Below are 24,903 nucleotides of genomic sequence, written 5' to 3'. Positions count from 1 at the left end.
AGCGGTCATACCGGAAAATTGTACCTGCTTGTGATTAAAAATATATCTTCAGACTTATTAATTGCTTTTCGGATATAAACGTAGCATTATAGTGGTGTAGACAGTAATGTGTCCGCTTACAAGAAAGAAGGGTGATATTTATGTATGACAACATTTTGGTACCACTTGATGGAAGTAAAAATTCTCAACAGGCACTGGAAGAAGCTTGCAAGTTGGCCAAACAATTTGATTCAAAGCTCCAGTTGGTAACGGTTATTAACAACACCAACTTCTACTATGGTGCAGGGGCAGCCGGCATGCCGCCAAGCATGTATGACGACCAGCACAAGATCGCCGAGAACATTATTGACGAAGCCAAGAAGTATGCTGATTCACAAGGTGTTAAATATGAAACAGCCATTGATATCGGCAACCCAAAGAACATTATCGCGCACGTTTACCCGGATGAGCACGATGTAGATTTGATTGTGATTGGTAAGTCAGGTGTCGATGCGATTAACCGACTGTTGATTGGTTCTACCACGGCCTTTGTTGTTCGAAACGCAACAACGAAAGTTTTGGTTGTTAATACTAAAGGCTAAAGATAAATTTATCTATAAACTAAAAGGGATTCAAAATTGTTGGAAGCAATTTTGAATCCCTTTTTCTGATGAAATTTACATAATTACTAAATCCGATCAGAAATCTTATAAGGCTTTTGAATCGCGTTTCTTTCATTGTCGTGACTAATGATGTCGTCGGCCATAAAAATATCGAAGTTCTTGTTGTCGACACCATGAACAACTAAAACCTTTTTGTTGTGTTCTTTTTCCTTGTAAATTTGAGCGGTTTTGACAGCTTCATTGTGATCATGGAAGTTGCCGATAGAATCTCCCGGGTTGAAAAATACGATCTCGTCCATTTGTATCTCTCCCTTCAAAAACAATTTGATACTCTATCTAAAGTATAACTTAAAAGAATGGTAAAATGAAATTCGAAAGTGTTTTAATTTCCTTTAGGCAAGCCGTTCTTTAAGAAAGGTTTATACTACTGGTAGCAATCTATGTAATCTGATAAAATATAAAACGTTATTAATTTCAGACTAACCAAGAAGATTTGATAAAGGGGTATAAAATATGTGCGGATTTGTTGGTTACGTTAACCAAAAAGATGTTCCAGAAGGTACCATTAACAGCATGGCTGATCGGATCAAGCATCGTGGCCCCGATGACGAAGCTTATTTCTCCGACGACAATGTTTCAATGGGATTTCGTCGACTTTCAATCATTGATTTAGCACATGGCCGTCAGCCAATGTTCAACGCTGACCAAACTAAAGTACTGACTTTTAATGGTGAAATTTACAATTATAAAGAAATTCGTGAAGAACTTCGCGATTTGGGATATGTTTTCAAGACTGATGTTGATTCAGAAGTTTTGGTATACGGCTACGAAGAATGGGGCCCAGCCTTATTAGACAAGCTTCGCGGCATGTTTGCATTTGTGATTTATGATAAGAAGAACAATGAGGTCTTCGGTGCCCGGGATCACTTCGGAATTAAGCCACTGTACTATTACGATGATGGTGATACGTTCCTTTGGGGATCTGAAATCAAAGCATTTCTGGAGCATCCCAACTTCAAAAAGGAACTGAATTTGCGCTTACTGCCAATTCACTTGAGCTTTGAATTTATTCCTTCCAGAGAAACCATGTTCAAGCACGTCTACAAACTTTTGCCAGGCCAATATTTCCTTCATAAAAACGGCAAAACTGAAACCCATCGTTACTACAAATTCAACTACGATCATATTGACAATAGCCAAACCATTGAAGGAGACGCCGACAAAATTGGTAAGTTGATTGATGATTCTGTTAAGGCCCACATGATTGCCGATGTCGAAGTTGGTAGTTTTCTGTCCAGTGGAATTGATTCAAGCTACGTATTAAACGAAGCTGCCAAATTAAAGCCGATCCAGTCCTTCTCGATTGGTTTCCACCACTCCAAATATAGTGAGTTGGCTTGGTCGACTGAGTTTGCCAAGACCATTAACCAAAAGAATACGCCAATCTACATGAATGGCGATGATTACTTCAATTTCCTGCCAACTATGATGTACTACATGGATGAGCCGCTTTCTAATCCAGCGGCCATTCAGCTGTATTATTTATCAAAGGACACTTCTAAGCACGTCAAGGTTGCTTTGTCCGGTGAAGGGGCCGACGAATTCTTTGGTGGCTACAACACCTATCTGGAAGCTATCCCATTCGATCGTTATCAGAAGTATGTGCCAAAGCCGGTTCGTAAGGGGCTGGCTGCAGTTGCCAAACGGCTGCCTCGTTTCCACGGTAAACGCTTCTTGGTTCGTGGTGCCCAGCCGTTGAGTGAACGGTACTATCGTGTGAACTACGTCTTTAATTACGACGACCGCAATCGCGTGTTAAAAGATCCTTCAATTAACACAGATTCAGGCGCCTACACCAAGCACATCTTTGATGATGTCAAGGGCAAAGACGAAATGACCCAAATGGAGTACTTTGATATTAACACTTGGCTGCCATTCGACATTCTCCACAAGGCAGACCGGATGAGTATGTGTAATTCATTGGAAGTTCGGGTGCCATTCGTTGATAAGGAAGTTGCCAAATTTGCTGAAACCATGCCAGTCAAGACACGAATTACACCGGATGAGACCAAAATTGCGTTGAGAACTTCAGCAGAACGGGAAATGCCTAAGAAGACTGCTCTTAAAGAGAAGCTCGGATTCCCATCTCCAATTGCCAGCTGGATTAATGATCCTAAGTATCACGAACGAATTGTGAATGCTTTCCATTCTGATACAGGTAAAAAGTTCTTCAATACCAACGAATTGGATCGTCTGTTGAAGGAGCATGCTGAAGGTAAGTCCAACATGCAGAAGATTTTCACCATCTATACCTTTATCCTCTGGTATCAAGTTTACTTCCCAGAAGATACAACTGAGAACACGGTCAGCTTGGTTCATCGTACCCAGATTTAGAAATATGCAAAGAATGGAAGGTGCACATATTGGCACAAATTACTGTTGCTGAGGTTTTAGTTTTACTCAAAGAACATAATTTATTGCTTGAAAGTCAATTGAGCAGCTCAAGTCATCCCTTTGACCAGATTTCATATAACTCTAAATCGGTCACTGACAACTGTTTGTTCTTCTGTAAGGGGAACTTCAAATCTGCGTATCTGGATGATGCCAGACAGAATGGCGCCACCGCGTACATGTCCGAAAAGACATACCAAAATGCCGGCATTCCAGGCATTATTGTTAAGAATATCCAAAAAGCAATGTCGCTCGTAAGTGCGGCATTTTTTGGGTTTCCACAAGATCAATTGCCAACGATTGCCTACACTGGGACAAAGGGGAAAACGACATCTGCTTACTTTACCAAAGCAATTCTGGATCAAACTTATCAGCGAAAGGTTGCTTTATCCTCAACCATCAATACGGTTGTCGGATTAAAGCCCGAAGATGTTGTTAAATCAAATTTAACGACTCCTGAATCGTTGGATTTGTTTACCATGATGCGAAAAGCCGCTGATAATGGCATGAGTCATTTAGTGATGGAAGTTTCATCTCAAGCCTACAAGAAGAATCGGGTTTATGGTCTGCATTACGATGTTGGGGTTTTTCTCAACATTTCACCTGACCATATTGGTCGCAACGAGCACCCAACTTTTGCTGACTATTTGCACTGCAAAGAACAGTTGTTGGTTAATTCCGACGTTTGTGTGCTTAACGCTGACGGGACACATTTAACCGACATCTTTTACGCGGCTAAAGCAACCACCCAACCTGAAAATATCTTTATTTATGGACGGGCTGGGCAGAATCAGGAAACTGAATTTCCAGTAGATGTCGAGTATCGATCGTTAAAGGATTCGCTGACGGAAAATCAAATCCAAGTGACTGCCCGAACCGCCAAGGCGAAGCAATTGAACATTGACGGTGTATACCGGATTGGAATTCCTGGAGATTATAACGAAGGCAATGCAGTTGCCGCTGCGATTACCAGCGCCTTGATGGGGGCCAAACCGACCGAGATCGCTTATGGTCTGGCCAATACCACGGTTCCCGGGCGAATGGAAATTTATCAGACCCATGATCACGGAACGGTTTACGTTGACTATGCCCACAACTATGGCAGTTTACATTCCGTTCTCGATTTCTTGAAAAAACAGGCTCCTAACGGTAAAGTGACGGTTATCACCGGCAGCACGGGTGATAAGGGAATTGATCGTCGCGAGGGCCTTGGCAAAGCAATCAACGAGGCTGCCGATCAGGCTTATTTAACGACCGATGACCCGGCAACCGAGGATCCGCAACAAATCGCCAAAGAAATTGCTGCTCATATCGATACCTCAAAAGTGGCTACAACCTACATCCCCGACCGCAAGCAAGCCATTACCAAGGCCGTTTCCGAAAGTCAGAAGGGTGACTTGGTAGTGGTTGCCGGTAAAGGTCATGATCAATATCAAAAGATTAATGGCAAAAACGTTCCGTATGAAGGCGATGCGGCAATTGTTAAAAATCTTGTGAAAGGACTCTAGTAATGAAAAATAAGCAGCTTGATTTTACGCCCGTTCTGTTAGGCAGTGACTTTAACGCCTACGGGATGGCCAGAAGTTTATACGAAATTTATGGCAAGCCGGTCAAAGCATTTGCCCAAACCCAGTTGGCACCGACGCGCTTCACCAAAATTGTTGATTTGGAACTGATTCCCGGTTTTAGTGAGGATCCAGTCTGGATTGATACGATGAAGCAGCTTAAGAAACGTTATGCCAATCATCAAGAACCGGTGATTTTAATTGGTTGTGGGGATGGCTATGCGGAACTCATTGCCAAACATAAAGCAGAATTAGAAGATGTCTTCATTTGTCCATACATTGACTATGATTTACTTAAGAAGCTCAACGACAAGGAAAACTTCTACAAGATGTGTGATCAATACGACCTGCCATACCCGAAAACGAAGATCATTTCCAAAGCCATGTATGCTTCGGGCGAGCCGATTGAACAGCCATTTGGCTATCCGGTTGCGCTGAAGCCGGCCAATAGTGTTGAGTGGCTTGATATTCACTTTGAAGGACGCAAAAAGGCGTTTATCATTAAGAGTGAAGCAGAATTTCAGGAGATTGTTGCCAAGAGTTATGATAACGGTTATACATCCGACTTCATTCTCCAAGACTTCATCCCTGGTGACGACAGTAATATGCGCACTTTAAACGTCTATGTCGATAAGAATCATCAAGTTAAATTGATGTGTCTGGGTCATCCACTACTGGAAGATCCAGCGCCGGCAGCGATTGGGAATTATGTCGCAATCATTCCTGAATTTAATCAGGAAATCTACAACAAAGTTCAGGCGTTCCTCGAAAAAATTAATTTCCACGGTTATGCCAATTTTGATTTGAAATTTGACCACCGAGACAATTCTTACAAATTGTTTGAAATCAATTTGCGGACTGGCCGGAGCAGTTTCTTCGTAACCTTGAACGGCCATCATTTAGCTGATTGGGTGATTCAAGATTACGTCTTCGATTCACTGAAGGACCAGTCGACCTTGTATGCCAACAAGGACCCACGCCAATATTTCCTGTGGCTTGGTGTCACGCCAAAGATCTTTGAAAAGTACGCCAAAGACAATGCTGCCAAAAAGCAAGCCATGGAAATGATCAACGAAGGCCGTTATGGCGACACTTTCTGGTACGCCAAGGACAAAAATATCAAACGTTTTGCATTATATAAGTGGATGATGCACAATTATGCCAAGAGCTTTAAGACATACTTTGTCGAAAAATAAGGGACTGATTTAGTTGAAAAATTTCTTTACACTTATTGGTGGTATGGGCACCGAAGCAACTGAAACCTTCATTCATATTTTAAATGAGCGGACTCAGGCAACCAAGGATCAGGACTATCTGAACTATATTTTGGTCAATCATTCGACCGTTCCCGATCGGACAGACTACATTTTGGATCACTCAAAGCCCAACCCATTGATTCCGCTGGCAGAAGACGTCAAGCAGCAGAGTGCCCTACATCCCGATTTTTTTGCGATTCCTTGCAATACTGCTCATTACTTCTATGATGAGCTCCAGAAACTCACGGATGTGCCGATCTTGCATATGCCAAAGGAAACCGTTGCAGCCATTAAGGATTACGCGCCGAATGCCAAACGGGTCGGTTTAATCGCCACAGAAGGCACCTTACATGATCAAATTTATGATCATGAAATTATTAATGCCGGCTATGAATTAGTTAAGCCAACCGACAAGATTGCTGATCAGACGATGACCTTAATCTATGATGATATCAAGGCCAAAAACGAGGTCGATGAGGGATTGTATCACCTGATTCTTTCTCAAATGGTTGAATCGTTAAAATGTGACATCGTTATTTTAGGCTGTACTGAACTGTCAGTTGCCCAGCAGCGGGCGGGTAATCACGATTATCCAGTGATTGACGCCCAGACGGTTTTGGCTGATAAGTGTATTGAGTTGGCCGAGGCAAATCGGGCAAAATAAATAGCCAACTAACTTAATAGTTGACCAAAGTTTGTAGGCATACGGCGATTAGCGTGGCGAGCATCAATAACCACAGCAGTTTGGGGCTGTAGTTGACGTCTTGCTTTCGGCCATAAGCGGTTTCGGTTAATGCAATCACTGCCAGCGTCACCACTGCACCAATGATAACCAGCAGTGGATGACGGTGAAATGAACGAAGTGAAATGACGACTTGGCTAATCATGATGAGCCAGTAGAAGACGCGGGCGATCATCATCGAATCGATGACGTGCTTTTTCATGGATCGGGTCAATCCCCAGATAAAATTGACGAATAGAATTGCCCAACAGCTGTAGTTCAATATGATCCACATTCAAATCACCTCTTAAGTTAAGTATCTGTATTTTGGGACGAAAAAGCAATCTTTTCCAAAATTCTTTAGAGATTTCAAATCTTTATGACAAAGATAATTTAAAATGATATAATTGTTTTTGTTATGCGGGTATAGTTTAGTGGTAAAACACAAGCTTCCCAAGCTTGCGTCGCGGGTCCGATTCCCGTTACCCGCTTAGTGTTGGTTGTCTCAGCACTCCGGTGTGGTGATAAATGTTGACATATACCGGGTCAACAAGTTATTATACACATTGAACGTTATAAATATTCAACAATAAAAGAACAGTAGCTGGTCACTGAATTGTCAGCGATTTCGGGATGGTGGGAGCCGAAAAATTGAGTCAGCGAAGCGCGCTTTTTAGAATATCAATTTAATACTTTGAGCGGATATTTTTATCAAATAGAGTGGTACCGCGGGTTTACTCGTCTCTTACAATTATTTTTGTAAGAGTTTTTTTGTATATTTATAGATGGAGGGAACATTAATGGACTACAAAGCACAGGTTACGAACTCAATTTTAAGTGTTTTAAATGACGAATTGTCGTCAGCTGAGGTTTATGAAAAGCTCGAAAAGCCTAAGACCTTAGCAATGGGTGATTTGGCATTTCCAGCATTCTCATTGGCTAAAGTTTTCCATAAGGCACCAAACGCCATTGCGCAAGAATTGGTTGAGAAAATCGATCAATCCTCTTATGAGAAGGTTGAGGCAAAGGGCGCCTATCTGAACTTCTTCTTGGATAAAGGAAACTTCAGTAATGAAATTTTGAATGAGGTTTTGGAAGAAGGCTCAGCCTATGGTCAAAACGACAGTGGTAAGGGTGGCAATGTCCCAATCGACATGTCATCACCTAACATTGCCAAGCCAATTTCAATGGGACACCTGCGTTCAACTGTGATCGGGAACTCAATTGCCAAGTTATTGGTTAAAAACGGCTATCATCCAATCAAAGATAACCATTTAGGTGACTGGGGAACCCAATTTGGTAAGCTGATCGTTGCCTACAAGAAGTGGGGTAACGAAGAAGACGTCAAGAAAGATCCCATCAACAACCTGGTGAAGTATTACGTTAAGTTCCATAAGGAAGATAAAGAACATCCTGAATTGGATGATGAAGCCCGTGAAACTTTCAAGAAGCTGGAAGACGGCAATGAAGAAGAAGTCTTTCTGTGGAAGTGGTTCCGTAAAGTTTCCCTGGAATCATTTAACAAGATCTACGAAAAATTAGGCGTGACTTTTGATACCTACAACGGTGAAGCCTTCTATAACGATAAGATGGACGAAGGAATTCAAATTCTCAAAGACAAGGGTCTGCTCGTAGAATCCCAGGGTGCTCAAGTCGTTAAGCTCGATAAATATAATTTGAATCCAGCCCTTATCTTGAAGAGTGATGGCGCCACATTGTATATTACCCGTGATATCGCCACTGCCATTTACCGTGATCGAACTTACAAACCAGCCATGAACTTATACGTTGTGGGTGCCGAACAGACTTATTACTTCCAGCAGTTGAAGGCCGTTTTACTTGAAATGGGCTTACCATCTGCCGAAAACCTGCATCATATTCCATTTGGTCTGATTACGGTTAATGGTAAGAAACTGTCAACTCGTTCCGGCCGGATCATCTTGTTGGATGAAGTGCTGGATGATGCGATTGACTTGGCCAAGAAGCAAATCGAAGCGAAGAACCCTGATTTGCCTAACAAGGATGAAGTTGCCAAAGAAGTCGGGGTTGGCGCAATTATCTTCGGTGATTTGAAGAATGAGCGAACTAACAACATTGACTTTGTGCTTGAAGACCAACTTCGCTTTGAAGGCGAAACCGGTCCTTACGTTCAATATTCACACGCCCGTGCCGAAAGTATTTTGAGAAAAGCCGGGGACATTGATCTCCACGGTGCCAACAAGCAGCTTGATGATCCAGCGGCTTGGGAAACGGTCACCGCTTTGAAGGACTTCCCAGACGTCGTTAAGAGTGCCTGCAAGGACTTTGAGCCATCAGAAATTGCCAAGTATGCCTTGAGACTTGCTAAATCCTTTAACAAGTATTATGCGCACTCAAAGATCTTGGTGGAAGACGATCAATTGGCAGCTCGTTTGTCACTGGTCAAGGCGGTTTCAATTGTTCTCAAAGAATCATTGAACTTATTGGGCGTCAAAGCACCGGACGCAATGTAATCTAATTGTATTTGAAACCAAGGCTCTCTACCAACCAGGTAGGGGGTCTTTTTATTTCGAAAAATTTCAGATTGATCAATAGCTTGTGGCGGGCACTCTTTTTTAAATCCTCGTTAAATTTTTCCACCCTGAATTTCGCCACTTTTCAGATATGATACAATATTGAGGTATTCACAAAAGGAGTATCGCATGAATAAGAATTCTACCAACTCATTTAGAAAATCGGTCGGGACCTTTTTGAAACGTTTCAACCGATTTTGTCGAAGATTCCACTTGGTTAAGTGGCTTGTGGTCATTTTTCTGAGTATTTCACTTGTGACCAGCACCTATTTGGTGTTCCTTGCCAAAACCGCCCACGTCCAGAACTTGGAATCCTCGCTCTCGAAGACAACTGAAATTTTTGACGTTAATAATAAAAAAGCCGGCGAATTATACGCTCAAAAGGGGACTTATGTTCATTTAAATCAAGTCTCGGCAAACATTCCAAAGGCCGTGCTATCCACCGAAGACCGTAACTTTTATCATGAATACGGTTTCTCGTTCAAGGGAATCGCCCGGGCAATGTTTTTACTTGTTAAGAACAAGCTGCTTCATCGCAATTATATTAGTGGTGGTGGAAGTACCTTGACCCAACAACTGGTCAAGAATGCTTACCTGTCTCAAGAGCAGACGATGACTCGAAAACTGAAAGAATTATTCCTCTCAATTCAAGTCGAAAATGTATACTCGAAGAACGAAATCCTGACCATGTACCTGAACAATGCCTACTTTGGTAACGGCGTTTGGGGGGTTCAGGATGCTGCCAGAAAATATTTTGGTGAAAATGCTGTCAATTTATCTGTGCCTGACTCTGCCGTCTTGGCGGGGATGCTGACATCACCAAGTGCCTTTAACCCGATTGATCATCCAAAGGCCGCCAAGTGGCGACGAAACGTCGTCTTACAGCTGATGGTTGAAAATAATAAGCTGACCCAGGCGCAAGCAAATTACTACAAGAAAACGCCAATCACACTGCGGGATACCTATGTTCGAAAAGACGGTTACAAGTATCCATATTACTTTGATGCCGTCATTGATGAAGCCATCAGTAAGTATGGGATGACGGAATCTGAGATCATGAACCGTGGCTATCGGATTTACACCAATTTGAACCAGGCTCAGCAGCAGGCGATGCAGAACAACTTTAATAACAATGCTATGTTTCCGGCCAACGCGGCTGATGGCACCGAAGTTCAAGCAGCATCAATTGGCGTTTCACCGACCACTGGTGGCGTGACTGCCGTTGTCGGTGGTCGTGGTAAGCACGTCTTTCGGGGTTACAACCGGGCCACTCAGATTACCCGCCAGCCTGGATCGACAATGAAACCGCTGGCTGTCTACACGCCGGCACTTGAAGCCGGCTACAAGTTCGATTCGGAGCTGGTTGATAAGAAGAAATCTTATGGCACCAATCATTACACACCGAAGAACTATAACAATGTTTATCAAGGAAAAGTGCCGATGTATGAAGCCTTAGCGCAAAGTATGAACGCACCGGCGGTTTGGCTGCTGAATCAGATTGGCGTCAACCGCGGTTATCAATCAGTCAAAGACTTTAACATTCCGGTCACCAAGAAGGACAAGAACCTGGCGCTCGCTTTGGGCGGAATGTCCGGCGGCGTCTCGCCTCAACAAATGGCCGGAGCCTATACGGCCTTTGCCAACGGCGGAAAGATTGTTAAACCATTTTACATTCGCAAGATTGTTGATTCTACGGGTAAAGTGGTGGTTGATAACACGGCCAAGCAGGAAGGCCGTCAAATTATGTCCAGTTCGGTTGCCAAACAGATGACCAGCATGATGCTTGGGGTATTTAACAATGGAACCGGTGCTGACGCCAAGCCGTATGGGTATCAGGTTGCGGGTAAGACCGGAAGTACCGAAGCCGATAATACCGGCTCTGCTGACGCCACAAAAGATAAATGGATCATTGGCTATACGCCAGATTTGGTGGTGGCGACTTGGGAAGGATTTGATAATACCAGTCAGGCCCACCATTTGGAAAACTTGAGTGGGACTGGTGTCGGGCCACTGTTCAAAAACGAAATGCAGACCATGTTGCCATATACCAAGAATTCCAGCTTTAACACCAAGGATGCCCAATCCATTGTTCAAGGTGAAAGCAGTAATGACAATCTTTGGGATACCATTCAAAAGAAAACGAACCAATATGGTAATCAAATCGAACAAAAAGCCAAAGATTTAATTGATGATGCCAAAAGCTGGTTCAAACACTAACTTTGGCAGGAAGCCATTTCAGTAATGTGTTAGAATTAAGTAAATAAAATTGTTAGGGGACCCTATTTAATGAATGAAAAAATGACCGCAACAACCAACCAGCTTCAAGCCGAATTGATTGCATCCGATGAATTTACGGAAATCAAAGCTGCCTATGACGCACTCAAGAAGAGTTTGGATGACTACAAATTATTCAATGATTTTCAAGATGCTCAACAGAATCTTCAGCAAAAACAAATGCAGGGCGTTCAACCAACCCAAGACGAGATTCAGAACATCCAGGCGATTGCTGGGAAAATGCGCGAGAGTCAATTAATTTCCGCATTAATGACCAAAGAAAAGGCACTGAGCCAGTTATTATCAGATATTAATGAGACCGTGACAAAACCAATCAGCGACTTGTACAAATCATAAGCAGATCAAGCACGGGACAAAAGGGGCCGAGACAAAAAGTGTGTGCACTTTTGCCTCGGCCTTTCCTTTATACATAAGTTGAAGAAGGGATCTATCATGAAATTTATTCACACAGCAGATTTACATCTTGACAGCCCGTTCTTGGGGCTCAAAAGTCATGTTTTACCCAGTGAACTCTGGGAGAAAGTTCATCAATCAACTTTTGATTCCTTTCAAAGAATTATCGATAACGCGATTGCGCAGCAAGTGGACTTTGTTTTGCTGGCCGGTGACTTATTTGACCGAGAAGAACGAAGCGTCGCCGCCGACGCGTTCCTGATCGCTCAGCTTAATCGATTGAACGAACATGGAATTGAAGCCTTTATCAGCTTTGGCAACCATGATTACTCTACGGCGGATCCGGCTTCATTTGGCTACCCAGCGAATACACTGGTTTTTGGCAACCAGGTTGAAACCAAGCAGTATACCTTGAATGATGGGGAAGTAGTGGCCGTCAGCGGTTTTAGCTTTGATAAGCAGTGGATTACCCAACCCATGATTCAAGACTACCCAACGGCGGTTAGTGATGTGAATTGGAATATTGGCATGTTACACGGAAGCTTAAGTTCACTCAATTCTCCGGAGGCCAATTACGCACCGTTCACACTGTCTGAACTTGAGGAAAAAGGTTATGACTATTGGGCATTAGGGCACATTCATAAGCGCCAGTCGTTAAATGAGCAGCAAACCATCAATTATTCTGGGAACACCCAAGGCCGCCATATTAATGAATCGGGTGAGAAGGGCTATTTGCTGGTTCAAAGTGACGATCAGCACCTTCGAACCAAATTTGTGCCAACCGCACCGATCGTTTGGGACCGGGTCGCCATTTCTCTTGATGAAATCTCTGCAGACCAGATTGTTGAATCAATTTTGGAAAAAGTTGCCGACCTGCACTACGACAAATTACATTTCATTCGGATCCAATTGGCCAGCCAAACGGCGATCGATGCCGACTTACTGGCCAAAATTAATAATGGTGATCTCTTGGATGACCTGCAGGACATTAATGCCGACAAGTGGCAGCAGCTCAACTGCTGGATTACTTCAATTGAAGCGCCACAAGTAAAAAGTCTGGTCTATAGCAGCATTGACCAGGATTATTTTAATCAAGCCAAGGCGGCAACCTTGAATGACGAAGTTTTTGATCAAATTCTCAAGGACTTTAATAAGCAGCCAACTTTCATCAAGGACGAAGTCGGATCTGAAGAATCCAAACAGGAGATCTTTGATCAAGCCGGGGCAATTCTTCAGGAAAATGTCGTTCATGAAGATACTGAGGAGGATAAATCCAAGTGATAATCAAACAACTCAACATTTATGGTTTTGGCCGCTGGATTGATCAAAAAATTGATATCAAAAATCCACTTCAGATGATTTATGGTCCTAACGAAGCCGGCAAGAGTACCATCATCGCGTTTATCAAAGGGATCCTGTTTGGATTCACTGATAAAAAGCATTCCATCCACGGTCAGTACCAGCCCAAGGGCAGTGCCCCATATGGCGGTGAAATTATTTTTTCAGCTGATCAACATAACTATAAGGTTGTCCGAACTGGTTTAAAATACGGCGGGACGGTAAAATTCTACGATTTGGATAACGATACTGAGCTTACCGCTGATGACTACCAGCAGCTCATTGCGCCAATTGACCGGACCGCTTATGACCAATTGTTTTACTTTGGCAGCGTTGATCAGACGGCCTTCTACAAAATAGGTCGAGACGAATTACGGCTGCGAATCCAATCACTTGGTGTCGCCGGGGCAGGCGATTGGATGGACCTCCAGGCCAATTTGGATAAGCAGTCGGCAAAAATGTATGCGCCCCGCGGTCGTACAAAAAAGATTAATATTCAGATTGCGGAATATAAAAAACTCGAAGATCAGGTTGGCGCTGCCAAGGACCACTTCCCACACTACCAGGATCTGCAGGTTCAATTGAAGCAGGACCAGGTGAAATCAAGGGACCTCCAGGCTGACTTAAAAACTGCTAATCAGCAGTTGGATAACAAACGCCGTCTGCAGACGGTCTTGCCGCTGGTTAACAGGCTAAACGATCTCAACACGGTCGATTCATCTCAGGTGAAGCCACAATTCGGTAGTGCTGATCTCAATGAGCTTAATAAATTAAACATGTCACTGACAGCTGAAAGCGCGGATGTTAAAAAGGCTCAAACAGCTGTCGATGAAGCGGCCCGCCAGTCATCCAGAAAACCGGTTCAAACTTTCTATGAGGCTCATAGCGACACGATCGAACGGTTATACCAAGAGCTGCCAGACGCCAGAAAGGTTGCTTTGGCCATCGAATTAGGCGATTCTCAGCTGCAGGACGTTCAACGACAAGTCCAGACCCAGTCTGCCTCAATTGCGAAAAATGCACAGGGGAATCTGCCCCAAGCATTTGATGACCAGACCTTTTCTCGGGTGAACGAACTGCTGCGGGAGCAACAGAATCTCCAAGAGAAACGGGCGGAGGTAACTCGAAAGAAAACCCAGTCTGCCGAACAGCCTCATGGTAATGGTGGGCTAATCTGGTATGGTGTGGCAGCCGCTCTGGTGGTATTAGGGTTCTTATTAGGCTCTAGTTCGTTTGGATGGATTGGATATATTCTGGCGGTCGCTGCTGCCGTTTGGGGATGGTATAGTGCCAAAGGGAGTTCAAAGTCCCAGCCAAGCCCAAGTCATGAAGATCCAGTTGAGATCGATCAGAAACTTGAGCAAATTCGAACAGAGTTGACAGCTGTTCAACAGCAATTTGGACTGCAAGGAATTGATGAAGCCAAATGGCTGCCGATGCAAAGTTCGCTTCGAGAAATTCAGCGCCTGCAACAGAGTTATCAACAGCAAAAAACAGCACTCAATGAACAGCAGGCCAAGTACCAGGATTACCTTGACCAATGGCAATTTGCCAGTGATTGGCTGAAATTTGATCAAACAAAGCATTCGACCGCCATTGAAACCATCGGCAAGACCGTTGCTCATTGGCAGCAGTTGTCTACCGATTATCAGCACCAACAAGCAGTACTCACTCAGGAGAAGAAGACACTGGCTGCCGCAAAGGCCAAGCTGGTCGAACTGACCCAGCAAAAACAAACCTTCTTGAAGGATCGACATGTTGAAAACGACGAAGCATTTCAAAAAGGTGTTGCCTTTCAGGCTGAACTGGCCAAGCAACTGGATCAAAAGGCCACGCTTGAAAGTCAAATTAAGGCAACCAAAATTTCAATTCCAGAAAATATTGACCAAGATGCCTTGAACACCGACGTTCGTGAAGCTACCGAAAAAGTGCAGTCCTTACAAGATCAACTGAATGATTTGAGCCGGGAAATGACCCGGGTTCAGACTGAAATTGCCGGTTTAATCAAGAATGGCCAATACTACGATTTGCGGCAGGAGCTGGCCAATCAACAAACTGAAATTGTTGAGAATGTTCAGAAGTACCTGGCTTTGAAGCTCAGTTCCCAGTGGATCCAATCAGTGTTGGACATTGCCAGCAAGGGTCGACTGCCAAAGACACTGGCATTGGCAAAGCAATATTTCGCCACTTTGACGAATGATGCCTACAAGGAGATTATTTTTAAAAAAGAAATTTCTGTCGTTCGAAAAGATGATGTCTCCTTTCCAATCAACGAATTGTCAACCGGGACGTTGGAACAGCTTTATTTGGCACTGATCTTTTCGATGGCGGTTGGCTTCAGCAGTCAATATCCAATGCCAATTATCATTGACGATGGCTTTGTGAACTTTGACCAGCGTCGAAAAGCGGCAGCTCTGACAATGCTTCAACAGGTGAGTGAGAAGACCCAAGTGCTTTACTTCACCGCTAATCTCAATGCAAATACTGATTCCAAGCTCGTCTTAGATCTTAAAACGCTTTAGGAGGCGATTTTATGGCAAAACAATTGATGGATATCAAGTTGGATGAAGAATTTGAGATGTATGTTTTATTAAAAGACGCCTCCAAGCGGGTGGCTAAAAATGGTAAGCCATTTCTGTCGTTGGTTTTTCAAGATAAATCCGGCCAAATCTCAGGCAAATACTGGGATGCCTCGCCAACAGATGTAGAGCAGTTTGTTTCAGGCAAAGTCGTTCTGTTGAAAGGTAAGCGGGAGAACTACATGAATTCTCCTCAAATCAAGATTCTGGCAATGCGGCTGGCCAACCAAAGTGAGCCCCACGATCCGGTTAATTTTGTCAAACGGGCGGGGATGTCTCGCGATCAGATGGAAGAATACATTGACCAAACCATCTTTGAGATTACCAACGCAATCTATAATCGAATCGTCCGCAGCTTGATTTCCAAGCACGCCAACGCGTTTTATACCTTTCCAGCCGCAAAATCCAATCACCATGATTTTGCTGGAGGGTTAGCTTTTCATACCATTTCAATTCTCAAACTGGCCCATTCGATCGTGAATCAGTATGAGGGCATTAATGCCCCATTATTGTACGCAGGGGCCATTTTACATGATCTCGGTAAAACCATTGAGCTGTCCGGCCCAATTGCCACAGAGTACACCTTAGCAGGGAATCTGTTAGGGCATCTCAGCATTATGGATGCCGAGATCGTTGAAGCGGCCGATAAATTGGGAATTGATCCCAAATCCCAGGATCTGATTTTATTGCGGCATATGATTCTGTCGCACCACGGATTACTGGAGTATGGTTCACCGGAACGGCCGAAGATATTGGAGGCAGAAATTCTGCATCATTTGGATGAGTTAGATGCGACGATTATGATGATTCAAAGCGCCACTAAGAATATTGAACCCGGCCAATTCAGTGATCGGGTCTTTGGATTGGATAATCGACGATTCTACAAACCTGAGAATTCAATTGACCCCAAACAAAAACCGACGCAAGGGGAATTGTTATAATTGACGAGATACAAAAAGGATTGGACAATTAATTGTCCAATCCTTTTTTGTATGAATGATTTAAAAATTACTTCTTAGCTGATGAGCTGGTTGAAAGGTAGTCTGATAAGACGTTTTGCAGGTCTTTATCTTGGATGGTAACTTTACCCTTCTTAAGAACCTTAGAAACAACTGAATGTAAGGTATTGCTATCAGACATCTTGCTGGTAACGATTTGATCCTTTAATTCAGATTCGTGTTGCTTCCAAGTTCCCTTTGATGGATGGTTGACCATTTGGATTACTTGGTAACCATACTGAGTCTTAACAGGGGTCTTGGTATATTCACCGTTCTTCAGCTTGAAGGCAGCTTTCTTGAAGTTGGCATCAAGTGATGTGTTGGTGTTGTCGAATGCTGCGATTCGGCCGCCCTTGTTCTTAGTTGCTGTATCAGTTGAATACTTTTTAGCTAAGCTTGAGAAGCTCTTACCGTCTTTAAGTTCACTGATAACTTTTTCAGCAGTTGATTTCTTTGAAACCAAGATTTGGTTAACAGTTACTTTTGGTTGGTAAGACTTGAATTGAGTTTCAAGTTGTGCGTCGGTAATCTTGACGTTGTCCTTAACGGCTTGCTTCAATAAGAGATTGGAACGAATTGAATCTTTCAATTGTGAAGCAGTCATACCGTTTTGTTGGAGAACTGAGTTGAATGATGAACCGTATTGTTTCTTGTATTTAGCGAATTCACTATTAACTTGAGAGTCCTTAACATCTTTGCCGTATTGCTTTTCCAAGACCTTGTTCAAGATCATTTGCTGCAATACTTGTTTACCGCTTGAAGTACTCTTCAAACTGCTGTAATAAGCACTTTCAGTAATCTTACCACCATTGGTTGTTGCAACAGTTTTGCTGCCACAAGCTGCAAGGGTAAAACTCATCATAATGCCGGCTAAAACGATTAGCCATTTTTTCATACAAAAACACATCCATTCCTAAAAGTATTCGTCTGCAAAGCAAACGTTCCCGATAATAATAACATAATCTGCGTCGTTTATATAATGACCTCAAGAATTTAAACAAATATTCATATTTTACTTACTTTAATTTGTCGGTATACTTGTTGATTTCGTCAAGCCGTGGCTGAATTTTGAACATCGCTTTATCCACATCCCGTGAGATGTCGTTAATGGTCTTCTCAAGGGCCGGCATCTGTGCTGTGAAAGCATTCATCAACTTCTTAAAGTCATCATAAGCAGCTTTCCAGTCAGCGGCCTTTTGCTTTCGATCATTAAATGTCGACTTGGCTTGTTCAACGAACTCTTGGGGAGTTTCTTTTCGGCTGTATAAATAAACTCCGGCGACAACGGCAGTTGCACCAACAATTTTAAAAACGGTTTTCATGATTAATCACCCATATGTTGTTCAATGGATTCTTGAATCGCCTTTAACTGTTCCGGTGAATATTTGTTGGAGTTATCCTTGAAGATCATCTTAAAGTCGTCGTTACTGGTATATCGGGGAACCAGGTGGAAGTGTGAATGAAAGACGGACTGATAAGCGACTTGGCCGTTATTATTTAAAATGTTCATGCCTTTGATGTCGGGATTTGAAGCTTTGACTGCCCGAGCAATCTTTGGGATTCTGGCAAAAACTTCACTGGCTAATTCTTCATCATATTCAAAGATATTGGCGATGTGCTTCTTTGGAATCACCAGCGTATGTCCAGGAGTCCCTTGAGAAATATCCAGGAATGCTTTGACAATGTCGTCCTCATACACGGTGTAGCTGGGGATCTCATTTCTTACGATTTTACAAAAAATACAATCTTTCAAAATTTCTACCTTCTTTCTGTGAATACTAATGATATTATACCATTATTGCGTTTTTGACCCAGCTCAAAGGCTAATTTTGTATGGTATAATCTTGTTTGTACATTTATCATGATACGGAGGTAAACAATGACCTTACAAGTTTCGAATCTGGTTGGGGGCTATTCCCAAGTACCAGTGTTAAAGGACGTCAATTTTGACGTTAAGGATGGCGAGTTGGTTGGGTTGATCGGCTTGAACGGTGCCGGCAAGTCAACGACCATCAATCATATTATCGGTTTATTAACGCCATTTAAAGGCTCAATCAAAATCAACGGCGTCGGCTTAAACGATGACGTTAAACAATATAAAGAGCAGATTGCTTATATTCCCGAGCAGCCAATTGTCTACAAGGAATTGACGCTAAAGGAACATTTGGAAATGACCATGCTGGCCTATGGACTTGATCAAGACGAATCTTGGAAACGAGCACATGACCTGCTCAAACTTTTCCGGCTGGATAATAAATTAGACTGGTTCCCGGACAACTTTTCAAAAGGGATGCGCCAAAAGGTGATGATTGTCTGTGCCTTTTTGACTAACGCCAAACTCTTTATTATTGACGAGCCGTTTCTTGGCTTGGATCCGCTGGCCGTTAACGACTTATTGAACCTGATCTCTGAAAGAAAGCAACAGGGAGCCAGCATTTTGATGTCGACTCACGTGCTGGATACCGCGCAACGTTATTGTGATCGGTTCGTTTTACTTCATGACGGTCAAGTTCGCACCGAAGGAACGATTGAAGAGCTGCGGAAATTATTCCCAGATGCCGGCGATTCTCTCAATGATATTTACCTGACTCTGGCAAGGGAAGGCGATGCCTCATGAAGCAGTTATTCAGGCAGCGTTTAACGACGCATCTAAAGGAAATGATGCGCTATCTCAGATTGGTTTTTAACGACTACTTTGTCCTGGCTTTGTTGTTTGTTATTGGTGGGTTGGGATACTACTATTCCAATGCACTTAAGCAGCTGCACACCGGTCTGTGGTGGGCACCAATTGTGATTATCGGTATTTTGTTGGTTAGCGTTCAGCTGGGCAGGTTTGCGACCTTGATTGAAGCCCCAGACTATGTTTTTTTGTTGCCCAAAGAAGCTGAACTTTATAACTATCTTCGAAGCGGCTTTCGGTATAGTTTTTCGATTGCTGTCGCAATTCAAGTTCTGTTTTGGATCTTGTTGATGCCGTTTGTTCAAGTTACCATGCGCGCCACATCGACGGAGTTGTATCTGCTTTTGGCAACCATTTTAATCTTGAAAATAACGTGGCTAAATACAGACTTTGCCCGCAAATACCATTTGCAGCAATCCTGGTTGGCCAGTCGGCTCATCTTTCGATTGCTTGTCCCAGTGATTGCATTGGGATCGTCTATCTACATCAACTATTGGCTTGGGTTGGGCATTGCTGTGGCTGCGCTTTTCGTCAGTTATTTTTCCCGCCGGAATTGGGTCAGCCGATCACTTGACTGGACGACGATGATTACCGATGAAAACAGTCGGATGCACACCGTCTATCAATTCTTTAATTTGTTTACGGATGTGCCAACTCTGCAAGGGTCTGTCAAACGCCGCCGTTACGTGGACGGGGTCTTGAACCGAATCAAGCTGATTCCAAAAAACACCTACTTATATCTCTACGCTCACGGAATTGTCCGTGACAATGAGATGAGTGGGCTATACGTTCGTCTGCTGGTGATCGGAACCTTATTTCTGGTATTCGTCAAAGGCGAGCTGTTACCCATCTTTTTGAGCCTGCTGTTTGTCTACTTAATTGGGTTCCAAATGATTCCGTTTTATTTTCATTTCTCGGATAACGCCTTCGTCCACATTTATCCAATTACCAATCAGTACCAATTGAAGAGTTTTCAAAGGGTTCTGCTGTACTTGTTGACTACGGTTGGCGTCGTTTTTGCGGTGGCAGTTCTGACCGTTAATTTGGCCACGCCGGTCACGATCATTGACGTGATTGTCGGCGAAGCACTCGAAATCTGGGCATTTGTCTATCTGTATTTACCCAGACGTTTGGCTCGAAGCGAGCGAACCAGATAAATCGTTGAATAATAGGAGAATGATATGCGTGTAAGAAAAAAGCCGTGGGCTGATAAATATATCAAAAACCACGGCGACTATATTGTGACCGATCCAAAGAATTGGTTGGGTAAATGGCAGGACCGGTTTGCCAAAGTCCAACCCTTAAACGTTGAGGTTGGGATTGGTAAGGGCCGGTTCATTATTGAGACTGCTCGAGCCAACCCCGACATCAACTATATTGGCATTGAACTGCAGACTTCAGTCATTGCCACGGCACTACGGTCGTTTATGGCGGATCCGTTGCCAAACGTGCAGTTTGTTCTGACTGATGGTGCCAATCTTGATGAATTGTTTTATGAAAATGAAATTAAAAAGATTTTCTTGAACTTCTCCGATCCTTGGCCAAAAAAGCGGCATGCCAAACGTCGTTTGACATCACCACTGTTTTTGAAGACTTATAATCATGTGCTGGATCAGGACGGGGATATCGAATTCAAAACTGATAATCGCGGTTTATTCGAATACACCCTGGTCACCATGAATAATTTCCCGATGAAGTTCGATTATGTTTCGTTGGATTTACATCATTCTCCTGAAAATGAATCGAATATCGAAACGGAGTATGAGCAAAAGTTCAGTCCCAAGGGACCCATTTATAAGCTGATTGCGCATTTTACAGCGTCATGACTTGATGCTTAACCACTTGTTGTGAGGTTTGGTCGACCCAGAATTCTTCTGTTTTGCGATCACCTTCAGGGTTCAAATAATTGAAGCCAAAGTGAAAAAGCGGCGTGGAATCAGTGGTCGGTAGAATGCTCCAACTGCCAATATATTTGAAGCCTTTTAATGCGGCTGATTGTTTGGTATCCTTGACGATAGCTGCTAAAAACTTTTCGTGTTTGCGATCGGACTTGGCCACGAAATAGGCACTGCCGGCAAAGGCTGCGAGTGCCAGGCCATAGAAGACGGTTTGTTTTTTCATCATTTCACCTTTTTTGTATATGATATGTATACTTTAGACTATTAGCAGCGGATGAGCAAACTGATTTGGCTGGTCGGAAATTTGTGCTATGATGTACTTTACATTAGTAAGTGAAAGGATGATAATTTTGCAAAATTTACCTAAAACCAATTTAAAAGATTTAACCAAACAACTTGAGAACGGCAAGTATATGCTGTTCTTCACCGCTGACTGGTGCCCGGACTGCCGCTTCATCAAGCCGGCAATGCCTGCAATTGAAGCCGAATATCCAGAGTACACATTCTTACAGGTTGATCGTGATGAAAATATCGATCTTGCCGGTAAAATGGGCATTATGGGCATTCCAAGTTTTGTTGCCTATTCAGACGGTCAAGAAATCGGCCGCTTCAATAATGGCGACCGCAAGACTAAAGCCGAAGTTGAAAACTTTATTAACTCGTTAGCAAGTACCGTAGCAAAATAATTAATTGTTGGAAGGAATTTTGAAATGTTAATAACCAGTTATAACCCAAACAGCACAGGTGACACAATGGTCCTCATTATGAACCCGGATGTGGGTGAACAAAGTGTGACAATTCATGATAAGGTTGCCCGGATTTTTGCCGCTGATAGCAATCAGACGTTGGGGTACAACTTTTTAGAAGCAAGTAAAGTCCTTCCAGAAATTGTCCATGAAAATGGCCAAGTTCATTTAACCGAAGACCAGGTTACTCGCTTGAACCAATATTTGGGCGATCACGGTTTTCCGGCAGATATCCGTTATGATAATCAACCCAAATTTGTTGTCGGCTATGTCAAATCAGTGGAAGACCACCCCAAGGCAAATCATTTACAGATTACCAAAACTGACATTGGCACCGGTAAGGACGTCCAAATTGTCAGCGGCTCGCCAAACATGCGTGAGGACATTAGAGTGGTTGTTGCGTTAAGTGGAGCCATGATGCCTGACGGCCAAATTATTTGGCCTGGTAAATTACGTGGTGTTGAAAGCGATGGCATGATTTGTTCCGGCCGCGAGTTGGGGCTGCCCAACGCACCGCAAGTTCCCGGGGCACTGATTTTACCTGATGATTACCAGGTAGGGGATGCCTTTGATTTTCACAAGGCACAGCATTTATTTGATTAAAGGACTTTGGGTGGATGAGTAATGAAGCATTATGATGGACCCGCATTTTTTCGGCGGAAGGGCATTACCCGAAAGCCTCATCAAGAGCGGGAAACAAAACAGAATAATCAGCCGGTGGCACCGAAAATCCAAGCTACAAGGTTAAGCAAGGTCCCTGATTCCAAGTTTGATCGTCGGGATGAGACCCCGGCTTTTTTGAAAGAAATTAAAAATTTCAAGCCGCAAAAGCGGTCAAAATCCGATAAACGGAAACAGCAAATTCAAACGAATTATTTTCTCAGCCAAGAGCATCGTCGTCACCGTCTGTACGATGAATTGACACGCCGGCTGAGGATTACATATGATGATCTCATTGTGATTGCCAATAAGCAACCAACAATTGATCAGCCTCGTGAGCAGCATCTAAAGCACCCCGTTCAATCAACAAAGCCCGTCAAGCCGACTGAAGGTCAACCTCAAAATTCATCTGTGAAATCCTTTGAGAAATCATCAGTGACAGATCAACCACAGATCAGCTCAGACCAAGGGGTTCGGCATTTAAATCGTCAACCGCGGAAGGCTTTGAATCACCATGGGTTGGGACAGTCATTCAATTCAATTATGCATAACCAAAGGGCCAGCGAATCTGACCTTTCTTTGTTTAACGCTCAACAACTGAGTCACAATGCCCAGGTTAAAAAAGTGAATCACGTTAATCAACCCACGAAGGGTGTTCAACATTCATCGGCTGAACCAAACGTCTCAGAGAAGCCGACTGAAGACAGAGGTTACCAATTTCCGCCGCTGTCTTTGTTGGCCAAGCCGCAGCAAGCTGAATCAGATTCAATTGATGACTGGATTATTCACCAATCTGAAATCCTGAATCAAACTTTCTCAGCCTTCAAGGTCAATGCGCAAGTGGTTGACTGGACAAATGGCCCAACGGTCACGCAATTTCAAGTCAAATTGGCACTGGGCGTCAAAGTCAGCCGGATTACCAACTTAACCGATGACTTAAAGCTGGCGTTGGCAGCCAAGGATATTCGAATTGAAGCGCCAATTCCTGGTAAAACGACAGTCGGAATTGAGATCCCTAATCCCAATCCGAGGCCGGTGGTCCTTTCAGAAGTGATTTCAACCAAGCATTTTCAAGACAGTCAATCGCCACTCACCACTGCCTTGGGTGTTGATTTGTCGGGAGTTCCCAGAACGACAGACATTAAAAAGATGCCTCATGGTTTGATTGCTGGGGCAACTGGATCCGGCAAAAGTGTTTTCATCAACAGTTTGTTGGTTTCTTTGCTGTACAAAGCGACCCCGGCGGATTTACGATTACTGTTAATCGATCCAAAGGAAGTTGAACTGGCACCTTATGACGGGATTCCTCACTTGTTATCACCTGTTATTTCCGATCCTAAGACGGCCGCAGCTTCCCTTAAATGGGTCACTGAGGAAATGGACCGGCGTTATGAAAAGCTCGCAGCTGCTGGTGCTAAAAATATTGAACAGTTCAATCGACAGGCAAGTGAGGCTCACGAGTATGGGCTGAAAATGCCTTATATTCTGGTGATCATTGATGAATTGGCTGACCTGATGATGGTCGCTTCCAGTGAAGTTGAAGATTACATTGTCCGCATCACTCAAAAAGCCCGCGCAGCCGGCATCCATTTGATTGTTGCTACGCAGCGTCCAAGTGTTGATATTGTGACCGGGACCATCAAGAATAACATTCCGACTCGGATTGCTTTCATGGTATCCAGCCAAGTCGATTCCAGAACGATTTTGGATTCCGCCGGAGCAGAACGTTTACTTGGCCGCGGAGATATGCTATATCTAGGGAGTGGTGCAAATCAGCCGGTCCGACTCCAAGGTGCTTTTGTCACCAATCAGGAGCTTGACGGAATTGTTGATTATGTCCGCCAACAGGGAGAACCTAAATACTTATTTACTCCTGATAGCTTGAAACGAGCCAGTACTGAAACCAGTTCTGAGGATCGGTTGATGCCCCAGGTTTTAAAATATATTGGCAATGAAGAGACAATTTCCACTTCAAAGCTTCAACGGGTATTTTCAATCGGGTATAATAGAGCTGCAAACATTATTGATCATTTGCAGGAAAAGAACTTGGTTTCAGAGCAGCAGGGGTCCAAGCCGCGGACAGTGTATTACAAGCCGGCGGCAGATGAATCCGCTCGGGAATCACAGCAGAATCATCAAAAATAACATAATGGATAGGTAGGATGTCTA

23 protein-coding genes and 1 tRNA gene are annotated in these 24,903 nt (G+C 43.5%); 18 read left to right on the top strand and 6 right to left on the bottom strand.

Annotated elements, in window-relative coordinates; genetic code table 11:
• Window positions 1-140 precede the first annotated feature (140 nt).
• Window positions 141-581, top strand: a complete 441-nt coding sequence (locus KE627_RS00520) for a universal stress protein (RefSeq protein WP_013728045.1) — start codon at window positions 141-143, stop codon at window positions 579-581.
• Window positions 582-667: 86 nt separating this feature from the next.
• Here the strand turns inward: KE627_RS00520 and KE627_RS00515 are convergent, their stop codons facing one another.
• Window positions 668-901: a hypothetical protein gene (locus tag KE627_RS00515; protein WP_013728044.1), complete on the bottom strand. Its 234-nt coding sequence runs from the start codon at window positions 899-901 to the stop codon at window positions 668-670.
• Between the two features lie 214 nt (window positions 902-1,115).
• On the opposite strand from KE627_RS00515, the gene asnB reads away from it, so the two are divergent.
• Genes asnB through KE627_RS00495 form a run of 4 tightly spaced genes read left to right on the top strand, consistent with a single transcriptional unit; the run spans window position 1,116 to window position 6,538 of the window.
• Window positions 1,116-2,996: an asparagine synthase (glutamine-hydrolyzing) gene (gene asnB, locus KE627_RS00510; protein ID WP_056938755.1), complete on the top strand. Its 1,881-nt coding sequence runs from the start codon at window positions 1,116-1,118 to the stop codon at window positions 2,994-2,996.
• A gap of 29 nt (window positions 2,997-3,025) precedes the next feature.
• A complete protein-coding gene (locus KE627_RS00505; RefSeq protein WP_013728042.1) occupies window positions 3,026-4,561 on the top strand; it encodes a UDP-N-acetylmuramoyl-L-alanyl-D-glutamate--2,6-diaminopimelate ligase in 1,536 nt (511 codons plus the stop codon).
• A gap of 2 nt (window positions 4,562-4,563) precedes the next feature.
• The gene (locus KE627_RS00500; RefSeq protein WP_013728041.1) at window positions 4,564-5,814 is read left to right on the top strand and encodes a carboxylate--amine ligase; all 1,251 of its coding nucleotides are present in this window, start codon (window positions 4,564-4,566) and stop codon (window positions 5,812-5,814) included.
• A 13-nt stretch (window positions 5,815-5,827) separates the two neighbouring features.
• Window positions 5,828-6,538: an aspartate/glutamate racemase family protein gene (locus KE627_RS00495; RefSeq protein WP_211772859.1), complete on the top strand. Its 711-nt coding sequence runs from the start codon at window positions 5,828-5,830 to the stop codon at window positions 6,536-6,538.
• A gap of 13 nt (window positions 6,539-6,551) precedes the next feature.
• Here the strand turns inward: KE627_RS00495 and KE627_RS00490 are convergent, their stop codons facing one another.
• Complete coding sequence (locus KE627_RS00490) at window positions 6,552-6,890, bottom strand: YisL family protein (protein WP_013728039.1); 339 nt, start codon at window positions 6,888-6,890, stop codon at window positions 6,552-6,554.
• 125 nt (window positions 6,891-7,015) lie between these two features.
• Here KE627_RS00490 and KE627_RS00485 point away from each other — a divergent pair.
• The 7 genes from KE627_RS00485 to KE627_RS00455 all read left to right on the top strand — a co-directional run bounded on the left by KE627_RS00485 (window position 7,016) and on the right by KE627_RS00455 (window position 16,693).
• Window positions 7,016-7,086: transfer RNA gene (locus tag KE627_RS00485), tRNA-Gly, on the top strand.
• A gap of 309 nt (window positions 7,087-7,395) precedes the next feature.
• Window positions 7,396-9,087 carry an arginine--tRNA ligase gene (gene argS / locus KE627_RS00480; protein WP_056938756.1) on the top strand — a complete coding sequence of 564 codons (1,692 nt, stop codon included), beginning with the start codon at window positions 7,396-7,398 and terminating at the stop codon, window positions 9,085-9,087.
• A gap of 189 nt (window positions 9,088-9,276) precedes the next feature.
• A complete protein-coding gene (locus KE627_RS00475) occupies window positions 9,277-11,364 on the top strand; it encodes a PBP1A family penicillin-binding protein (protein WP_014940059.1) in 2,088 nt (695 codons plus the stop codon).
• A gap of 69 nt (window positions 11,365-11,433) precedes the next feature.
• The gene (locus tag KE627_RS00470; RefSeq protein ID WP_013728036.1) at window positions 11,434-11,778 is read left to right on the top strand and encodes a YlbF family regulator; all 345 of its coding nucleotides are present in this window, start codon (window positions 11,434-11,436) and stop codon (window positions 11,776-11,778) included.
• Window positions 11,779-11,874: 96 nt separating this feature from the next.
• Window positions 11,875-13,116 (top strand): metallophosphoesterase family protein, encoded by a 1,242-nt coding sequence (locus tag KE627_RS00465; protein ID WP_056938757.1) that lies wholly within the window; start codon window positions 11,875-11,877, stop codon window positions 13,114-13,116.
• Window positions 13,113-15,695: an ATP-binding protein gene (locus KE627_RS00460; RefSeq protein WP_056938758.1), complete on the top strand. Its 2,583-nt coding sequence runs from the start codon at window positions 13,113-13,115 to the stop codon at window positions 15,693-15,695. The genes KE627_RS00465 and KE627_RS00460 overlap by 4 nt, the downstream gene beginning before the upstream one ends.
• Window positions 15,696-15,706: 11 nt before the next feature.
• The gene (locus KE627_RS00455) at window positions 15,707-16,693 is read left to right on the top strand and encodes a 3'-5' exoribonuclease YhaM family protein (protein ID WP_056938759.1); all 987 of its coding nucleotides are present in this window, start codon (window positions 15,707-15,709) and stop codon (window positions 16,691-16,693) included.
• A gap of 67 nt (window positions 16,694-16,760) precedes the next feature.
• On the opposite strand, the gene KE627_RS00450 is transcribed toward KE627_RS00455, so the two are convergent.
• From KE627_RS00450 to KE627_RS00440, 3 genes are all read right to left on the bottom strand, one after another.
• Window positions 16,761-17,645 (bottom strand): peptidylprolyl isomerase PrsA, encoded by an 885-nt coding sequence (locus KE627_RS00450; RefSeq protein WP_041805668.1) that lies wholly within the window; start codon window positions 17,643-17,645, stop codon window positions 16,761-16,763.
• A gap of 121 nt (window positions 17,646-17,766) precedes the next feature.
• Window positions 17,767-18,072, bottom strand: coding sequence for a hypothetical protein (locus KE627_RS00445; RefSeq protein WP_013728031.1), 306 nt, complete (start codon window positions 18,070-18,072; stop codon window positions 17,767-17,769).
• A 2-nt stretch (window positions 18,073-18,074) separates the two neighbouring features.
• Window positions 18,075-18,503: an HIT family protein gene (locus KE627_RS00440; protein ID WP_013728030.1), complete on the bottom strand. Its 429-nt coding sequence runs from the start codon at window positions 18,501-18,503 to the stop codon at window positions 18,075-18,077.
• 126 nt (window positions 18,504-18,629) lie between these two features.
• On the opposite strand from KE627_RS00440, the gene KE627_RS00435 reads away from it, so the two are divergent.
• The 3 genes from KE627_RS00435 to trmB are packed head-to-tail and all read left to right on the top strand — an operon-like array spanning window position 18,630 to window position 21,256.
• On the top strand, window positions 18,630-19,367 hold the full coding sequence (locus KE627_RS00435) for an ABC transporter ATP-binding protein (RefSeq protein WP_013728029.1): 738 nt from the start codon (window positions 18,630-18,632) through the stop codon (window positions 19,365-19,367).
• Window positions 19,364-20,587 (top strand): ABC transporter permease, encoded by a 1,224-nt coding sequence (locus KE627_RS00430; RefSeq protein WP_013728028.1) that lies wholly within the window; start codon window positions 19,364-19,366, stop codon window positions 20,585-20,587. The genes KE627_RS00435 and KE627_RS00430 overlap by 4 nt, the downstream gene beginning before the upstream one ends.
• Window positions 20,588-20,611: 24 nt before the next feature.
• Entirely contained in the window at window positions 20,612-21,256 is a 645-nt protein-coding gene (gene trmB / locus KE627_RS00425) for a tRNA (guanosine(46)-N7)-methyltransferase TrmB (RefSeq protein ID WP_014940053.1), read from the top strand.
• On the opposite strand, the gene KE627_RS00420 is transcribed toward trmB, so the two are convergent.
• Window positions 21,243-21,554 carry a hypothetical protein gene (locus tag KE627_RS00420; protein WP_249291332.1) on the bottom strand — a complete coding sequence of 104 codons (312 nt, stop codon included), beginning with the start codon at window positions 21,552-21,554 and terminating at the stop codon, window positions 21,243-21,245. The two genes, trmB and KE627_RS00420, sit on opposite strands and share 14 nt — an antisense overlap.
• A gap of 124 nt (window positions 21,555-21,678) precedes the next feature.
• Between KE627_RS00420 and KE627_RS00415 the strand changes: the two genes are divergently transcribed.
• From KE627_RS00415 to KE627_RS00405, 3 genes are read left to right on the top strand one after another with little or no spacing between them, the layout of a single operon-like run.
• Window positions 21,679-22,014 carry a thioredoxin family protein gene (locus KE627_RS00415; protein ID WP_013728025.1) on the top strand — a complete coding sequence of 112 codons (336 nt, stop codon included), beginning with the start codon at window positions 21,679-21,681 and terminating at the stop codon, window positions 22,012-22,014.
• Between the two features lie 24 nt (window positions 22,015-22,038).
• The gene (ytpR, locus tag KE627_RS00410) at window positions 22,039-22,677 is read left to right on the top strand and encodes a YtpR family tRNA-binding protein (protein ID WP_013728024.1); all 639 of its coding nucleotides are present in this window, start codon (window positions 22,039-22,041) and stop codon (window positions 22,675-22,677) included.
• Window positions 22,678-22,698: 21 nt separating this feature from the next.
• Window positions 22,699-24,879, top strand: coding sequence for a DNA translocase FtsK (locus tag KE627_RS00405; RefSeq protein ID WP_056938761.1), 2,181 nt, complete (start codon window positions 22,699-22,701; stop codon window positions 24,877-24,879).
• The last annotated feature ends 24 nt before the right edge of the window (window positions 24,880-24,903 follow it).

The sequence above is a fragment of the Lentilactobacillus buchneri genome, assembly GCF_018314255.1.
GTDB classification, from domain to species: Bacteria; Bacillota; Bacilli; order Lactobacillales; family Lactobacillaceae; genus Lentilactobacillus; species Lentilactobacillus buchneri.
The sequence above is the reverse complement of the archived record's forward strand: the minus strand, read 5'-3'. Positions and strand labels throughout refer to the sequence as shown.

Excerpts from the sequence above, each read along its gene's own strand:
- KE627_RS00520 (WP_013728045.1), top strand. The coding sequence starts at position 141 with ATGTATGACAACATTTTGGTACCACTTGATGGAAGTAAAAATTCTCAA.
- KE627_RS00515 (WP_013728044.1), bottom strand. The coding sequence starts at position 901 with ATGGACGAGATCGTATTTTTCAACCCGGGAGATTCTATCGGCAACTTC.
- asnB (WP_056938755.1), top strand. The coding sequence starts at position 1,116 with ATGTGCGGATTTGTTGGTTACGTTAACCAAAAAGATGTTCCAGAAGGT.
- KE627_RS00500 (WP_013728041.1), top strand. The coding sequence starts at position 4,564 with ATGAAAAATAAGCAGCTTGATTTTACGCCCGTTCTGTTAGGCAGTGAC.
- KE627_RS00490 (WP_013728039.1), bottom strand. The coding sequence starts at position 6,890 with ATGTGGATCATATTGAACTACAGCTGTTGGGCAATTCTATTCGTCAAT.
- argS (WP_056938756.1), top strand. The coding sequence starts at position 7,396 with ATGGACTACAAAGCACAGGTTACGAACTCAATTTTAAGTGTTTTAAAT.
- KE627_RS00475 (WP_014940059.1), top strand. The coding sequence starts at position 9,277 with ATGAATAAGAATTCTACCAACTCATTTAGAAAATCGGTCGGGACCTTT.
- KE627_RS00470 (WP_013728036.1), top strand. The coding sequence starts at position 11,434 with ATGAATGAAAAAATGACCGCAACAACCAACCAGCTTCAAGCCGAATTG.
- KE627_RS00465 (WP_056938757.1), top strand. The coding sequence starts at position 11,875 with ATGAAATTTATTCACACAGCAGATTTACATCTTGACAGCCCGTTCTTG.
- KE627_RS00455 (WP_056938759.1), top strand. The coding sequence starts at position 15,707 with ATGGCAAAACAATTGATGGATATCAAGTTGGATGAAGAATTTGAGATG.
- KE627_RS00450 (WP_041805668.1), bottom strand. The coding sequence starts at position 17,645 with ATGAAAAAATGGCTAATCGTTTTAGCCGGCATTATGATGAGTTTTACC.
- KE627_RS00445 (WP_013728031.1), bottom strand. The coding sequence starts at position 18,072 with ATGAAAACCGTTTTTAAAATTGTTGGTGCAACTGCCGTTGTCGCCGGA.
- KE627_RS00435 (WP_013728029.1), top strand. The coding sequence starts at position 18,630 with ATGACCTTACAAGTTTCGAATCTGGTTGGGGGCTATTCCCAAGTACCA.
- KE627_RS00430 (WP_013728028.1), top strand. The coding sequence starts at position 19,364 with ATGAAGCAGTTATTCAGGCAGCGTTTAACGACGCATCTAAAGGAAATG.
- trmB (WP_014940053.1), top strand. The coding sequence starts at position 20,612 with ATGCGTGTAAGAAAAAAGCCGTGGGCTGATAAATATATCAAAAACCAC.
- KE627_RS00420 (WP_249291332.1), bottom strand. The coding sequence starts at position 21,554 with ATGATGAAAAAACAAACCGTCTTCTATGGCCTGGCACTCGCAGCCTTT.
- ytpR (WP_013728024.1), top strand. The coding sequence starts at position 22,039 with ATGTTAATAACCAGTTATAACCCAAACAGCACAGGTGACACAATGGTC.
- KE627_RS00405 (WP_056938761.1), top strand. The coding sequence starts at position 22,699 with ATGAAGCATTATGATGGACCCGCATTTTTTCGGCGGAAGGGCATTACC.